Source organism: Streptomyces sp. BBFR102, assembly GCF_051397025.1.
GTDB lineage: Bacteria > Actinomycetota > Actinomycetes > Streptomycetales > Streptomycetaceae > Streptomyces.
This window is the reverse complement of the sequence record NZ_CP195757.1, coordinates 5997227-6014547: the sequence shown is the minus strand read 5'-3', so window position 1 is coordinate 6014547 and position 17321 is coordinate 5997227. Positions and strand designations below refer to the sequence as shown.

Here is a 17321-nt window from a genome sequence, read left to right as displayed (position 1 = left end):
GTGACCACGCCTTCCACGACGCCCGCGTCGGGCAGACCCGAGGCCAGGGCATCCAGGGCCGCTTCACGGTCGGTGCCCAGGACCACCGCCCGGTGGTCGAAGGTGGCGCGGCCGGAGACGAGCGAGAAGGCCACGTCCAGCGCGCTCGCCGGTTCGGCGGCCACATGCGCGCGCAGCCGCTCGGCCTGGGCGCGCAGCGCTGGGGCCGACCGTGCGGAGAGCACCCACGGCACGTCGACGGCGGGCGCCACCGTGGGCACGGGCGCCGGCGCCTCCTCAGGCTGTTCGAGGATGACGTGGGCGTTGGTGCCGCTGATCCCGAACGAGGACACACCGGCCCGGCGCACCCGCTCCTCCCCCGGCCACACACGCTCACCGGTCAGCAGCTCCACAGCACCGGCCGACCAGTCGACGTGCGACGACGGAGCATCCACGTGCAGCGTGCGCGGCAGCCGGCCGTGACGCATCGCCATCACCATCTTGATGACACCCGCGACACCCGCCGCAGCCTGCGTGTGCCCCAGGTTCGACTTCACCGAACCGAGCCAGAGCGGCTTGCCCTCCTCACGCTCCTGGCCGTACGTGGCCAGGAGTGCCTGCGCCTCGATCGGGTCACCCAGCGTCGTCCCCGTACCGTGGGCCTCCACCACATCCACATCACCGCCCGACAGACCACCACTCGCCAGAGCCTGACGAATCACCCGCTGCTGAGAGGGACCGTTCGGCGCCGTCAGACCGTTCGACGCACCATCCTGGTTCACCGCCGAACCACGCACCACCGCCAGCACACGATGACCATGACGCCGGGCATCCGACAGACGCTCCAGCACCACCATCCCCACACCCTCGGACCAGCCCGCGCCGTCGGCGGCGTCGGAGAACGCCTTGCAGCGGCTGTCCGGGGAGAGGGCGCCCTGGCGGGAGAACTCCACGAACGCGGTGGGGGTGGCCATGACGGTGACGCCGCCGGCCACGGCCAGCGAGCACTCACCGGAGCGCAGCGCCTGCGCCGCCCAGTGCATGGCGACGAGCGACGAGGAGCAGGCGGTGTCGACCGTGACCGCGGGTCCCTCGAAGCCGAAGGTGTAGGAGACACGGCCCGAGGCGATGCTGCCCGCGCTGCCGTTGCCGCGATAGCCCTCGTACTGGTCGTCGGTGAGGATGCTGCCGTAGTCGTTGTACATGACACCGGCGAAGACGCCCGTCTGGCTGCCGCGCAGGGAGACCGGGTCGATGCCCGACCGCTCGATCGCCTCCCACGTCGTCTCCAACAGCAGACGCTGCTGCGCGTCCGTGGAGACGGCCTCACGCGGGCTCATCCCGAAGAACTCGGGATCGAACTCGGGCGCGTCGTGGAGGAAGCCGCCGGACCGGGTGTACGTGGTGCCGGGCACGCCCCGATCCTCGCTGTAGAGGGATTCCACGTCCCAGCCACGGTCGGACGGGAAATCTCCGACCGCGTCGACGCCGTCGGAGACGATGCGCCACAGGTCCTCGGGGGACGTGACGCCGCCCGGGTAGCGGCAGGCCATGCCGACGATGACGACCGGGTCGTCGGCCACGGACGGCAGTGCCGCGACGGGGGCCGCCACGGACGGCTCGGTGCCGAGGACGCTGTCGAGGAGGTGACCGGCGAGGAGGTCGGCGGTCGGGTAGTCGAAGACGACCGTCGCGGGCAGGCGCAGTCCGGTGACCTTGCCGAGCCGGTTGCGCAGTTCCACAGCCGTCAGGGAATCGAAACCGAGGTCCTGGAAGGCGCGGTGCGGGTTGACGGTCTGGGCACCGGAATGGCCGAGCACGACGGCGATCTGGCCACGGACCAGGTCGAGCAGCACCTCTCGGCGCTCGGCGTCCGCGAGGCCGGCGAGGCGCGCGGCCAGGCCGGTGGCGGCGGCCGAGCCGGCTGCGGCGGCGGTGCGGCGGACCGGGGTGCGGATCAGCCCGCTGAGCAGCGGCGGCACCTCACCCTGGGCGCGCAGCGCCGGGAGGTCGAGGCGGACGGGGAGGACGACGGGCTCGCCCGAGGCCAGGGCCGCGTCGAAGAGCGCGGTCCCCTGCTCGGCCTCGACCGGCGGCAGACCGGACCGGGCCATACGACGCCGGTCGGTCTCCGACAGCCCCCGCGTCATCCCCGCGTCCCGCGCCCACGGACCCCACACCAGCGACACACCGGGAAGACCCAGAGCCCGCCGGTACTCCACCAACGCGTCCAGGAACACATTCCCCGCCGCGTACGCACCCTGCCCCGCACTCCCGAACGTCCCCGCCACCGACGAGAACACCACGAACGCCTCAAGGCCCAGGTCACGCGTCGCCTCATGGAGATTCCACGCCGCATCCACCTTCGGACGCAACACCGCCGCAACGCGCTCCGCCGTCAGCGAGGCGAGCGTGGCGTCGTCGATGACGCCCGCCGCGTGTACCACCGCGCGCACGGCGTTCCGGGCGACGAGCCCGGCGACGGCGTCGGCGTCGGCGGCGTCGCAGGCCTCGACGGTCACGTGTGCGCCGGCCTCCGTCAGTTCGGCGACGAGTTCCCCGGCGCCCTCGGCGGTGGCACCGCTCCGGCTGATCAGCAGCAGGTCCCGCACCCCGTGCGTCATGACGAGGTGGCGGGCCAGTACCCGGCCCAGGCCGCCGGTACCGCCGGTGATCAGCACCGGACCGGTGAGGGTGTCCCAGCGCGGGCTCTCGGTTGCTTCCTGCGTGACGCGGGCCAGGCGCGGCACCCGCACCTCGCCGTCCCGCACCGCCGACTCCGCCTCGCCGGAGGCGAGAGCAGAGCGGACGGACGCGGTGTCCGCGTCGGCCGGAAGCTCCAGCAGCCCGAAGCGGCCAGGGTGTTCGGAGATCGCGGAGCGCACCAGTCCCCGGGCGGCGGCGTCGGCGAGCCCGGTGGTGTCGTCGGTGGAGGCCGTGACGAAGACCAGGCGGGATCCGGCGAACCGGTCCTCGGCCAGCCACGACCGCACCAGGGCGAGAGCACGGGCGGCGGCGGTGTGCGCGGCCCGGGCCGGGTCGGTCCCGCCGGCGTCGTCGGAGGCGGCCACCAGCACCGTGGAGGGCGTCTCCTCCGCAGCCGCCAGCTCCTCCAGGGTGGCGTACGTGACGAAGTCGTCGGCGGTCGGCATGGCGCACCGGGCCTGGCCCTGACCGAGGACGGCCACCGCACCGGTGTCGGCACGGCCGTCCACCGGCCGGGCCGGAACCCACTCCACCTGGTAGAGGGAGTCCCGCGCCGGGGTGGTGAGCTGTCCCGTGGCGAGCGGGCGCACCGTCAGGGAGTGGACGGTGGCGACCGGGGAACCGGCGGGGTCGGCGAGGGCGAGGGCCATGGTGCCGTCGGCGTCCCGGGTGAGACGGACGCGGAGGGCCGTGGCGCCGGAGGCGTGGAGGGAGACGCCGCCCCACGAGAACGGGACACCCCCACGGCCGTCGTCGCCAAGGGCGAAGGCGTGCAGCGCGGCGTCGAAGAGCGCGGGGTGCAGGCCGAAGGCGCCGCCGTCGGCACCCTCGTCCAGTGCGACGTCGGCGTAGAGGGCGTCGCCGTGCCGCCAGGCGGCCCGCAGCCCCCGGAAGAGGGGGCCGTAGGCGAAGCCGGCCTCCGCCAGGCGCTCGTAGCAGTCGGTCACGTCGACCGGGGCCGCGTCGCGCGGCGGCCAGACGGTGGCGTCGAAGGGGACGGGGGCGAGGGTCTCGGGGGCGAGGGTTCCGGTGGCGTGGACGGTCCACGGAGCACCGTCGTCGTCCTCGGTGCGCGCGTGTACGCCGAGGGCACGGCGGCCGCCCTCGTCGGGAGCGGCGACCCGTATCTGGATCTGGAGGGCGCCGCGTTCGGACAGGACCAGCGGGGCGGAGAGCGTCAGCTCCTCGACCGAACCGCAGCCCGCCTCGTCGGCGGCACGGACGGCCATCTCCAGCAGGGCCGTGCCCGGCACCAGCACGGCACCCTGAACGACGTGGTCCGCGAGCCACGGATGCGACCGCGTCGACAGGCGTCCGGTGAGGACCACCCCGTCCGCGCCCTCGGCGCCGGCGAGTTCGACGGCCGCGCCGAGCAGCGGGTGGCCGGCGGCGCCGAGACCCGCGAAGCGCACGTCACCGGCGAGCGGGAGCGTGGCCTCGGGCCAGTAGCGCTGCTTCTGGAAGGCGTAGGTCGGCAGGTCGACGGGGCGGGCGCCCACGAGGAAGCCGGACCAGTCGACGTCCCCGCCGACGGTGTGGAGCCGGCCGAGGGCGCTCAGCGCCGAGCCCGTCTCCTGGCGGTCCTTGCGCAGGAGCGGGACGAGGACGGCTTCCTCACCGGCGCTCTCGCGCGCCATGCCGCTGAGCACCCCGTCGGGACCCAGCTCCACGAACCGTGTGACGCCCTCTTCCGCGAGGGCCCGGACACCGTCGTCGAACCGGACGGCCTCCCGGACGTGGGCGACCCAGTACTCGGGCTCCTCCACCTGTCCCGCTTCGGCGAGCGTGCCGGTGACGTTCGAGACCAGCGGGATCCTCGGCGCGGCGAAGGACAGCCCCTCCACCACCTCGCGGAACGCGTGGAGCATCGGCTCCATCAGCGGGGAGTGGAAGGCGTGCGAGACGCGCAGCCGGCTGACCCGGCGGCCGAGCTCCCGGAAGACCTCGGCGACCGACTCGACGGACGCTTCGGAGCCCGAGACGACCACCGAGGACGGGCCGTTGACGGCGGCGATGGACAGCTCGCCGGTCAGGTGCGGCAGTACCTCGGCGCACGTGGCCTCGACCGCCGCCATGGCGCCGCCCTCGGGAAGTGCCTGCATCAGGCGGCCCCGGGCGGCGACGAGCGCGGCGGCGTCGGCGAGGGTGAGCACCCCGGCCACGTGCGCCGCGGCGACCTCACCGATGGAGTGACCGGCCACGAACTCCGGCCGCACCCCCCACGACTCGACAAGACGGAACAGCGCCACCTCGACGGCGAACAGGCCCGGCTGGGCGTAGGCCGTGCGGTTCAGGAGTTCGGCGTCCTCGCCCCACGCGACCTCGCGGAGCGGACGGTCCAGGTGCTCGTCCAGCTCGGCGCAGACCGCGTCGAAGGCCTCGGCGAAGACGGGGAACCGTTCGTACAGGTCACGCCCCATACCGAGCTGCTGGGAGCCCTGCCCGGAGAAGAGGAAGGCGGTGCGGCCGTTCCCGGCCACGCCTTCCACGACGTCGGCATCGGGAGTCCCGGCGGCCAGCGCGCGAAGGGACGTCAGTGCCGTTTCCAGGTCGGCGCCCAGGACCACCGCGCGGTGGTCGAAGAGGGTGCGCTGGGTGGCCAGGGAGAGCGCCACGTCCCGTACGTCCGCCGGCGCGTCGGTGAGGAAGTCGGCCAGGCGGGCGGCCTGGGCGCGCAGTGCCTCCTCGGTACGAGCCGACAGGACCCACGGCTGGACACCGGACGGTGCCTCCGTCCCGTCTGCCTCTTCCGGGCCCGACTCGGTGACCGGCTCGGGCTGTTCGAGGATGACGTGGGCGTTGGTGCCGCTGATCCCGAACGAGGACACACCGGCCCGGCGCACCCGCTCCTCCCCCGGCCACACACGCTCACCGGTCAGCAGCTCCACAGCACCGGCCGACCAGTCGACGTGCGACGACGGAGCATCCACGTGCAGCGTGCGCGGCAGCCTCCCGTGACGCAGCGCCATCACCATCTTGATGACACCCGCGACACCGGCCGCGGCCTGCGTGTGCCCGATGTTGGACTTGACGGAGCCGAGCAGCAACGGCCGGCCCTCGTCCCGGCCCTGCCCGTACGTCGCCAGGAGTGCCTGCGCCTCGATCGGGTCACCCAGCGTCGTCCCCGTACCGTGGGCCTCCACCACATCCACATCACCGCCCGACAGACCACCACTCGCCAGAGCCTGACGAATCACCCGCTGCTGAGAGGGACCGTTCGGCGCCGTCAGACCGTTCGACGCACCATCCTGGTTCACCGCCGAACCACGCACCACCGCCAGCACACGATGACCATGACGCCGGGCATCCGACAGACGCTCCAGCACCACCATCCCCACACCCTCGGACCAGCCCACACCATCAGCCGAGTCCGCGAACGAACGGCACCGCCCGTCCGCCGACAGACCACCCTGCCGCGAGAACTCCACGAACGTCGTCGGCGTCGACATCACCGTCACACCACCGGCCACCGCCAGCGAGCACTCACCCGAACGCAACGCCTGCGCCGCCCAGTGCAACGCCACCAACGACGACGAACACGCCGTGTCCACCGTCACCGCCGGCCCCTCGAACCCGAACGTGTACGAGACACGGCCCGAGGCCACGCTTCCGGCACTGCCGCTGCCCTGGTACCCCTCGTACTCCGGGGAGGCCAGCAGGTTGGCGTAGTCGTGGTACATGACGCCGGCGAAGACGCCCGTCTGGCTGCCGCGCAGGGAGACCGGGTCGATGCCCGACCGCTCGATCGCCTCCCACGTCGTCTCCAACAGCAGACGCTGCTGCGCGTCCGTGGAGACAGCCTCACGCGGGCTCATCCCGAAGAACTCCGGGTCGAACTCGGGCGCATCGTGCAGGAAGCCGCCGGAACGCGTGTAGGAGGTGCCCGGCACAGCGCGGTCGGGGTTGTAGAGCGCGTCGACGTCCCAGCCTCGGTCCGAGGGGAAGCCCGAGACCGTGTCGACGCCTTCGGAGACGATGTGCCACAGGTCCTCGGGCGAGGAGACACCGCCCGGGTAGCGGCAGGCCATGCCCACGATCACGATCGGGTCCTCGGCCACCGACGGCAGCGCCGACACCGGCACCACCTCCGCCGGCTCCACCCCACCGAACAACTCCTCCAGCAGATACCCCACCAACGCGTTGACCGTCGGATAGTCGAACACCACCGTCGCCGGCAACCGCAACCCCGTCGACTTCCCCAACCGGTTCCGCAACTCCACCGCGGTCAACGAATCGAAACCCAGATCCTGAAACGCACGCCCCGGATCCACCGACTGCACACCCGCATGCCCCAACACCACAGCGACCTGACCACGCACCAGATCCAGCAACACCTCACGACGCCCATCCCCACCCAACGCCCCAAGACGCCGCACCAGACCCGCCGCCGCCACCGAACCACCCGCAGCCGCACGACGACCACGCCGCCGCACCAGACCACGGAAGAGAGCCGGTACGTCCTCCTCACCCCGCAGAGCGGCCAGGTCGAGGCGGACGGGCAGGACGACCGGCTCACCGGAGGCCAGGGCCGCGTCGAAGAGCGCGGTCCCCTGCTCGGCCTCGACCGGCGGCAGACCGGACCGGGCCATACGACGCCGGTCCGTCTCCGACAGCCCCCGCGTCATCCCCGCGTCCCGCGCCCAGGGACCCCACACCAGCGACACACCGGGAAGACCCAGAGCCCGCCGGTACTCCACCAACGCGTCCAGGAACACATTCCCCGCCGCGTACGCACCCTGCCCCGCACTCCCGAACGTCCCCGCCACCGACGAGAACACCACGAACGCCTCAAGATCAAAACCACGCGTCGCCTCATGCAGGTTCCACGCCGCGTCCACCTTCGGACGCAACACCGCAGCAACCCGCTCCGCCGTCAGCGACTCGGCCATGCCGTCGTCCAGGACGCCCGCCGCGTGCACGACGGCGCGTACCGGGCGGTCGGCCGGTACTCCGGCCAGCAGGGCGTCGAGTGCAGTGCGGTCGGCCAGGTCGCAGGCGGCGACCGCCACCCGGGCACCGAGGCCGGTCAGCTCCGCGGTGAAGGCGTCGACGCCCTCGGCGGCGGCCCCGCTCCGGCTCACCAGCAGCAGGTCCCGCACCCCGCGCTCGACCACCAGGTGCCGGGCGACGATCCGCCCCAGCCCACCTGTGCCACCGGTCAGCAGCACGGTGCCGGAGCCGAGACCGGCCGACGATTCCGCGGCCTCCTCTCCCCCGGCGTCCGGCGTCGTGCGGACCAGGCGCGGGACGCACACCTCGCCGTCCAGCACGGCGGTCTCCTGTTCGTCCACGGCGAGGGCCGCGAACAGCCGCTCCGCGTCCGTACCCGCCGGGAGGTCCAGCAGGCCGAAGCGGCCGGGGTGTTCCAACGCCACGGAACGCACCAGACCGCGTACGGGCGCGGTGGTCAGAGTGGAGGCGGGCTCCGTCACGTGACCGCCTCGCGTGATGAAGACCAGACGGGAGCCGGCGAACCGCTCCTGCGCCAGCCACTCCTTGACCAGGGCGAGCGCCCAGGCGGCCGAGGCGTGCGCGGAGCCCACGACGCCCTCGGTGTCCGGGGCGGGCGGAACGGCGACCACGACGGTCTCCGGCACCGTTTCGGCCGCGGCCAGCTCCTCCAGGTCGGCGTGGACAGCTGCGTCGTCGCCCGCAAGATCGGCGAGGCCCTCACCGAGGAGGGCGACGGAACCTGTTGCGGTGGTGGCACGCGTGCCCCGGGCCGGGACCCACTCCACGCGGTACAGCGGTTCGGCGGTGTCGGCTGCGGCGGCAGCGCGGACGGTGAGGGAGCCGACCGAGGCGACGGGTGCTCCGGTCGGGTCGGCCACGTGCACGGCCAGCGTGTCGTCACCGGTCCGCGTCAGCCGGGTCCGCAGGACGGAGGCGCCGGACGCGTGCAGGGTGGCGTTCTCCCAGACGAAGGGCACCCCGCCGGGCGCGTCGCCGCCACCGAAGGCGAAGGAGGCGTGCAGGGCGGCGTCGAAGAGGGCCGGGTGCAGGCCGAAGGCAGTGACGTCGACACCGTCGGGCAGGGCGACCTCGGCGAACACCTCGTCGTCCCGGCGCCAGGCGGCCCGCAGCCCTTGGAAAACGGGGCCGTAGCGCAGTCCGGCCTCGGCCAGGCTCTCGTAGCAGTCGGTCACGTCGACCGGCACGGCATCCCGTGGGGGCCATACGGAGGCGTCGAAGCCTTCGGCCGCCGGAGTCGCATCGAAGGCATCCGGGGCGAGTACGCCCTGGGCGTGCAGGCTCCAGGGCTGCCGTTCGTCGCCGTCGTCCCGGGAGTGGATCGCCACGGTGCGGCGGCCGGATTCGTCGGGTTCGCCGACGCCCACCTGAACGCGCACGGCGCCGCGCTCGGGCAGCACCAGCGGCGCGGACAGGGCCAGTTCCTCGACGGTCTCGCAGCCCGCCTCGTCGGCGGCGCGGACGGCCATCTCCAGCAGCGCCGTGCCCGGCACCAGCACGGCACCCTGAACGACGTGGTCGGCGAGCCACGGGTGCGACCGCGTCGACAGGCGTCCGGTGAGGATCAGACCGTCGGAGCCGGCCAGCTCCACGGCCGCGCCGAGCAGCGGGTGCCCGGCCGCGCCGAGTCCGGCGAGGCGGATGTCCCCGGCCCCGGTGGTCGTTCCGGTGGGCCAGTAGTGCTCGTGCTGGAACGCGTACGTGGGCAGGTCGACCGCCCGGCCGCCCGTGCCGTCGAGGACGGCGCCCCAGCCGGCGGAGACGCCCCGCACGTGCAGTTCGGCGAGGGCGCTCAGAGCGATGGCCACTTCCTCGCGGTCCTTGCGCAGGAGCGGGACGAGAACGGCGTCCTCACCGGCACCGGCCCGCGCCATGCCACTGAGCACCCCGTCGGGACCCAGCTCCACGAACCGCGCGACACCCTCCGCCGCCAAAGTCCGGACACCGTCGTCGAACCGGACAGCCTCACGGACATGCCGCACCCAGTAGCCAGCCGTGGTCAGTTCGCCCGGCTCGGCAACCCTGCCCGAGACGTTCGAGACGACCGGCAGGCGCGGCTCGGCGAACGACAGGTCCCGCAGGACCTCGTGGAACGCGTCGAGCATGGGCTCCATCAGCGGGGAGTGGAAGGCGTGCGACACCCGCAGACGGCTGACCCGCCGCCCCTGACCACGGAACGCCTCCGCCACCGTCTCCACGGCCTCCTCCGCGCCCGAGACGACCACCGACGACGGACCGTTGACGGCAGCGACCGACACACCCTCGACAGAGTCCAGGTGCGGCAGCACCTCCGCCTCGCTCGCCTCCACAGCCACCATCGCGCCACCCTCCGGCAACGCCTGCATCAACCGCCCACGAGCGGCCACCAGAGCACACGCGTCCGCCAGCGAGAACACACCCGCCACATGCGCGGCCGCCACCTCACCGATCGAATGACCGGCCACGAACTCCGGCCGCACACCCCACGACTCGACAAGACGGAACAGCGCCACCTCGACCGCGAAGAGACCCGCCTGCGCGTACGCCGTCCCGTCCAGAACCGACGCGTCGTCGCCCCACACCACCTCACGCAGCGAACGCTCCAAGTGCGCGTCCAGCCCCGCGCACACCGCGTCGAACGCCTCCGCGAACACCGGGAAACGCTCGTACAGACCACGCCCCATCCCCAGCCGCTGCGACCCCTGCCCCGAGAACAGGAACGCGGTGCGGCCGGGCTCGACGGCGCCGAGGACGACGGCGGGGTCCGGCTCACCGACGCATACGGCCGCGAGGCCACGGACGGCGGCCTCGCGGTCGTCCGTCAGGACCACGGCACGGTGGTCGAAGAGGGAACGCTGGGTGGCCAGGGAGAGCGCCAGGTCCACGGGGCGCAGGCCGGGGTGGCCCTCGACCTGGGCCAGCAGCCGGGCGGCCTGGGCGCGCAGCGCCTCCTCGGTACGGCCCGACAGGACCCACGGCACGATGCCGGGGGCGAGGGCGGCGATCCCGCCCCCGCCGGTCTCGGGTTCCGTGACCGGCTCAGGCTGTTCGAGGATGACGTGGGCGTTGGTGCCGCTGATCCCGAACGAGGACACACCGGCCCGGCGCACCCGCTCCTCCCCCGGCCACACACGCTCACCGGTCAGCAACTCCACAGCACCGGCCGACCAGTCGACGTGCGACGACGCAGCATCCACGTGCAGCGTGCGCGGCAGCCGGCCGTGACGCATCGCCATCACCATCTTGATGACACCCGCGACACCCGCCGCAGCCTGCGTGTGCCCCAGGTTCGACTTCACCGAACCGAGCCAGAGCGGCTTGCCCTCCTCACGCTCCTGCCCGTACGTCGCCAGGAGTGCCTGCGCCTCGATCGGATCACCCAGCGTCGTCCCCGTACCGTGGGCCTCCACCACATCCACATCACCGGCCGACAGACCACCACTCGCCAGAGCCTGACGAATCACCCGCTGCTGAGAGGGACCGTTCGGCGCCGTCAGACCGTTCGACGCACCATCCTGGTTCACCGCCGAACCACGCACCACCGCCAGCACACGATGACCATGACGCCGAGCATCCGACAGACGCTCCAGCACCACCATCCCCACACCCTCGGACCAGCCCACACCATCAGCCGAGTCCGCGAACGAACGGCACCGCCCGTCCGCCGACAGACCACCCTGCCGCGAGAACTCCACGAACGTCGTCGGCGTCGACATCACCGTCACACCACCGGCCACCGCCAGCGAGCACTCACCCGAACGCAACGCCTGCGCCGCCCAGTGCAACGCCACCAACGACGACGAACACGCCGTGTCCACCGTCACCGCCGGCCCCTCGAACCCGAACGTGTACGAGACACGGCCAGACGCGATGCTGGGTGCGCTGCCGTTGCTGCGGAAGCCCTCGTACCGCTCGTCGGCGAGCATGTTGCCGTAGTCGTTGTACATGACACCGGCGAAGACGCCCGTCTGGCTGCCGCGCAGGGAGACCGGGTCGATGCCCGACCGCTCGATCGCCTCCCACGTCGTCTCCAGCAGCAGACGCTGCTGGGAATCGGTCGCCACCGCCTCGCGCGGGCTCATCCCGAAGAACTCGGAGTCGAAAGCTCCGGCCTCGTGCAGGAAGCCACCGGCCTTGGTGTAGGTGGTGCCGGACGCGTCCCGGTCGGGGTTGTAGAGCGCGTCGGTGTCCCAGCCCCGGTTGACCGGGAACTCGGAAACGGTGTCGACGCCTTCGGAGACGATGTGCCACAGGTCCTCGGGCGAGGAGACACCACCGGGGTAGCGGCAGGCCATGCCCACGATCACGATCGGGTCCTCGGCCACCGACGGCAGCGCCGACACCGGCACCCCCTCCGCCGGCTCCACCCCACCGAACAACTCCTCCAGCAGATACCCCACCAACGCGTTGACCGTCGGATAGTCGAACACCACCGTCGCCGGCAACCGCAACCCCGTCGACTTCCCCAACCGGTTCCGCAACTCCACCGCGGTCAACGAATCGAAACCCAGATCCTGAAACGCACGCCCCGGATCCACCGACTGCACACCCGCATGCCCCAACACCACAGCGACCTGACCACGCACCAGATCCAGCAACACCTCACGACGCCCATCCCCACCCAACGCCCCAAGACGCCGCACCAGACCCGCCGCCGCCACCGAACCACCCGCAGCCGCACGACGACCACGCCGCCGCACCAGACCGAGCATCATCGGGTGCAGGTCACCCTGCCCACGCAGGGCGGCCAGGTCGAGGCGGACAGGGAGGACGACCGGCTCACCGGAGGCCAGGGCCGCGTCGAAGAGGGCGGTCCCCTGCTCGGCGGTCAGCTCGGGCATGCCTGCGCGGGCGACGCGGTGCCGGCTGGTCCCGGAGAGGGTGCCGATCATGCCGGCGTCCTGGGTCCACGGGCCCCAGGCGAGCGAGGTCGCGGGCAGGCCGAGGCTGCGGCGGTGGCGTACCAGGGCGTCGAGGAAGGTGTTGCCGGCCGCATAGTTGGCCTGGCCGGGGCCGCCGAGGATGCCGGACATCGAGGAGAAGACGACGAAGGCTTCGAGGTCGAGGGCGCGGGTGGCCTCGTGCAGGTTCCACGCGGCGTCCGCCTTCGGGCGCAGCACGCGGGCCATGCGCTCGGCCGTGAGTGATTCCACCGTGCCGTCGTCCAGCACCCCGGCGGAGTGGACGACCGCGCGCACCGGGTGGCGGGCGACCAGGTCCGCGACGGCGGCGGGGTCGGAGACGTCGCACGCCTCGACGGTCACGTGCGCACCGGCCTGGGACAGTTCGGCGACCAGTTGCTCGGCGCCGTCCGCGGCGGCCCCGCTGCGGCTCACCAGCAACAGGTCCCGCACCCCGCGCTCGACCACCAGGTGCCGGGCGACGATCCGCCCCAGGCCACCCGTACCGCCGGTCAGCAGCACGGTGCCGTCGAGGCTGTCCCAGCGCGGGCCCGTCGTGGTGCCGGAGGCGATCCGGGCCAGTCGCGGAGTGAGCACCTCGCCGTCGCGTGCGGCGGTCTCCGGCTCGCCCGTGGCGACGGCGGCCAGCACGGTCGCGGCGTCGGTGCCGCGCCCCACCTCCATCAGGCCGAAGCGGCCGGGGTGCTCGGAGACGGCGGAGCGCACCAGGCCCCGGAGCGCCGCGTCGGCCAGGTCGCCGCCGTCGACGGCGTCCGAGGTGACGAAGACCAGGCGGGAGTCGGTGAACCGCTCCTGCGCCAGCCACTCCCGCACCAGCTCCAGGCCCCGGGCGGCCAGGGCGTGGACGGCGTCCACCACCGCGTCGGGCCGCGTCGCGGCGTCGGGACGCACCCGGGCCAGCACTGTCGCCGGTACCTCTTCGGCGGCGGCCAGGGCTGCCAGGTCGGGGAAGGCCACGAACCCGCCGTCCGACAGCCCTTCGGCCCGGAGGACTCCCGCGAGGGCCGTGGGCGCGTCGGAATCCCCGAGGACGCCGACCGGACCGGTGTCGGCCGCGTCACCAGGTGTCCCGGTCCGGAGCCAGTCCACCCGGAAGAGCGCGTCACGGGTCAGGGCGTCGACACCGGTGGCGTCGGGCGCGACCGGGCGGAGCACCATGTTCTCGACGCTGGCGACGGGCGCACCGGTGGGGTCGGCCACGGCGACCGTCACGGTCTCGTCGCCGGTCCGGGTCATCCGGACCCGGACCTCCCGGGCGCCGGTGGCGTGCAGGCAGACCCCGTCCCAGGAGAACGGGACCACCCCGTGCGCGAGACCACCCAGGGCCGAGACGTGCAGGGAGGCGTCGAGCAGCGCCGGGTGGAGGCCGAAGCCGGCGGCGTCGCGCTCGGCGGAGTCGGGCAGGGCGACCTCGGCGAAGACGTCGTCGCCCCGCCGCCAGGCGGCCCGCAGGCCCTGGAAGAGCGGCCCGTACCGGTAGCCGCCCTCGGCCATGCGCTCGTACAGGCCGGTGAGGTCGAGGGGTTCGGCGTCGGCGGGGGGCCACACCGCGGTGTCGAACTCCACGGTGCGCTCCCCGGGAGCGAGGACACCGGTGGCGTGCTCGGTCCAGAGCTGGTCGTCGGCGCCCTCGGCGCGGGAGCGGGCGGCGAGGACGCGGCGGCCCGCGGCGTCGGCGGGGCCCACGTGCAGGTGGAGCTGGACGCCGCCCTGCCCGGGCAGAACGAGCGGGGCGGCGAGGGTCAGTTCCTCGACGCGGTCGCAGCCGACCTCGTCGCCGGCGCGGACCGCGAGTTCCACGAAGGCCGTGCCGGGCAGCAGCGCGTTGCCCATGACGACGTGCTCGCCGAGCCAGGGGTGGGTGCGCAGGGACAGCCGGGTGGTGAGCAGCAGGCCGCCGGAGTCGGAGAGTTCGACGGCGGCGCTGAGCAGGGGGTGCCCGGCGGCGCGCAGTCCGGCGGACTCCACGTCACCGGCGGGCATGAGGGCGGGCACGGGCCAGTAGTGCTCGTGCTGGAAGGCGTACGTGGGCAGGTCGACGAGGCGGGCGCCGGTCCCGGCGAGGACGGCGGTCCAGTCGACGGGCGCACCGGTGGCGTGGAGGCGGCCCAGCGCGCTGAGCGCGGTGACCTCCCCGTCGCGGTCCTTGCGCAGGAGCGGGACGAGAACGGCGTCCTCACCGGCACCGGCCCGCGCCATGCCACTGAGCACCCCGTCGGGCCCCAGCTCCACGAACCGCGCGACACCCTCCGCCGCCAAGGCCCGGACACCGTCATCGAACCGGACAGCCTCCCGGACGTGCCGCACCCAGTAGTCCGGCGTGGTCAGTTCACCGGACTCCGCGATCCGGCCCGAGACGTTCGAGACGACGGGCAGCGACGGCTCCGCGTACGACAGACCGGCCAGGACCTCTCGGAAGTCACCGAGCATCGGCTCCATCAGCGGCGAGTGGAAAGCGTGCGACACCCGCAGACGGCTGACCCGCCGCCCCAGCTCACGGAACACCTCCGCCACCGCCTCGACCGCGTCCTCGACGCCTGAGACGACCACCGACGAAGGTCCGTTGACGGCAGCGACCGACACGCCCACGACGGGCTCCAGGTGCGGCAGCACCTCCGCCTCGGACGCCTCCACAGCCACCATCGCGCCACCCTCCGGCAACGCCTGCATCAACCGCCCACGAGCGGCCACCAGAGCACACGCGTCCGCCAGCGAGAACACACCCGCCACATGCGCGGCCGCCACCTCACCGATCGAATGACCGGCCACGAACTCCGGCCGCACACCCCACGACTCGACAAGACGGAACAGCGCCACCTCGACCGCGAAGAGACCCGCCTGCGCGTACGCCGTCCCGTCCAGAACCGACGCGTCGTCGCCCCACACCACCTCACGCAGCGGGCGGTCCAGGTGCGCGTCGAGTCCGGCACACACCGCGTCGAACGCCTCCGCGAACACCGGGAAACGCTCGTACAGACCACGCCCCATCCCCAGCCGCTGCGACCCCTGCCCCGAGAACAGGAACGCGGTGGAGGCGCTGCGGACGGAGTCCTCCAGGACCGCGGGGTGGGGTTCGTCGGCGGCGAGGGCGGTGAGGGCCGCTTCGGTGGTTCCGGGGTCGGTGGCGAGGACGACCGCGCGGTGCGGGAGCGGGGCGCGGCTGGTGGCGAGGGAGAGGGCGATGTCCACCGGGCGCAGGGAGTCGGGGCCGGTACGGTCGGTGAGGTGGGCCAGGAGTCGTGCCGCCTGGGCGCGCAGCGCGGTCTGCGAGCGGGCGGAGAGGAACCAGGGGGTGACGGCCGGGTCGGTGGCCGTCACCGGTTCGGCGGGGGTGGCGTCCTGAGGGGTGTCCTCGGCCGCGGCGAGTTCGGGGGTGGCCTGTTCGAGCAGGACGTGGGCGTTGGTGCCGCTGATGCCGAAGGCGGAGACGCCGGCCCGGCGGGGGCGCTCGGCGTCGGGCCAGTCGACGGCCTCGGTGAGGAGTTCGACGGCGCCCGCCGTCCAGTCGACGTGCGGGGTGGGGGTGTCGACGTGGAGGGTGGCGGGCAGCAGGCCGTGGCGGATGGCCATGACCATCTTGATGACGCCGGCGACACCGGCGGCGGCCTGGGCGTGGCCGATGTTCGACTTGATGCCGCCCAGCCGCAGCGGGCGGTCCTCCGGGCGGTTCTGGCCGTACGTGGCGAGGAGGGCCTGGGCCTCGATGGGGTCGCCCAGGGTGGTGCCGGTGCCGTGCGCCTCGACGGCGTCGACCTGGTCGGCGGCGAGGCGGGCGTCGGCGAGCGCGGCCTCGATGACGCGGCGCTGAGAGGGCCCGTTGGGCGCGGTGAGGCGGCTGCTGGCACCGTCCTGGTTGACGGCGGTGCCGCGGACGACGGCGAGGACGGGGTGGCCGTTGCGGCGGGCGTCGGAGAGCCGCTCGACGAGCAGCACGCCGACGCCTTCGCCCCAGGAGGTGCCGTCGGCGGCTTCGGCGAAGGGCTTGCAGCGGCCGTCGGTGGCGAGGCCGCGCTGGCGGGAGAACTCGGTGAAGAGTTCGGTGGTCGGCATCATGGCGACGCCGCCGGCGAGGGCGAGGGAGCACTCGCCCGCGCGCAGGGCGCGGACCGCGAGGTGCAGGGCGACCAGGGACGAGGAGCAGGCGGTGTCGACGGTGACCGCCGGGCCCTCCAGGCCGAGCGTGTAGGAGATCCGGCCGGAGAGGACGCTCATGGCGCCGCCGGTGAGGTTGTGGCCCTCGGTCTCCTCGGCGGTGCGGGCCAGGGAGCCGTAGTTGGTGTCGGCCCCGCCGACGAAGACGCCGGTGTCGGTGTTGCGCAGGGAGGCGGGGCTGATGCGGGCGCGCTCGACGGCCTCCCAGGCGGTTTCCAGGAGCAGGCGCTGCTGGGGGTCCATGGCGAGGGCTTCGCGCGGGGCGATGCCGAACAGGTCCGCGTCGAAGCCGGCGGCACCTTCGAGGAAGCCGCCCTCACGGACGTAGCTCTTGCCGGGGGTGCCCGGGTCCGGGTCGTAGAGGCCGTCCAGGTCCCAGCCACGGTCCACGGGGAGGGGGCCGATGGCGTCGGTGCCGTCGGCGACCAGCTGCCACAGGTCCTCCGGGGAGCGGACACCGCCGGGGAACCGGCAGGCCATGCCGATGACGGCGATGGGCTCGCTCTCCCGGGCCTCGACCGACTCCAGCCGCTGCCGGGTGCGGCGAAGGTCGGTGGTGACCTTCTTGAGGTAGTCGCGGAGTTTGGCTTCGGAGCTTGCCATGGGGTGGAT

1 protein-coding gene (cut by a window edge) is annotated in these 17321 nt (G+C 73.3%); it reads right to left on the bottom strand.

What is annotated here, in order from left to right:
• Window positions 1-17312, bottom strand: the 5' portion of a protein-coding gene (locus tag ACSLIC_RS26175; RefSeq protein WP_436740166.1) for an SDR family NAD(P)-dependent oxidoreductase. Its footprint begins 14578 nt before the window's first position; 17312 of the gene's 31890 nt are visible here — the first part of the coding sequence; the start codon lies at window positions 17310-17312; its stop codon lies off the left edge, out of view.
• Window positions 17313-17321: the final 9 nt, after the last annotated feature.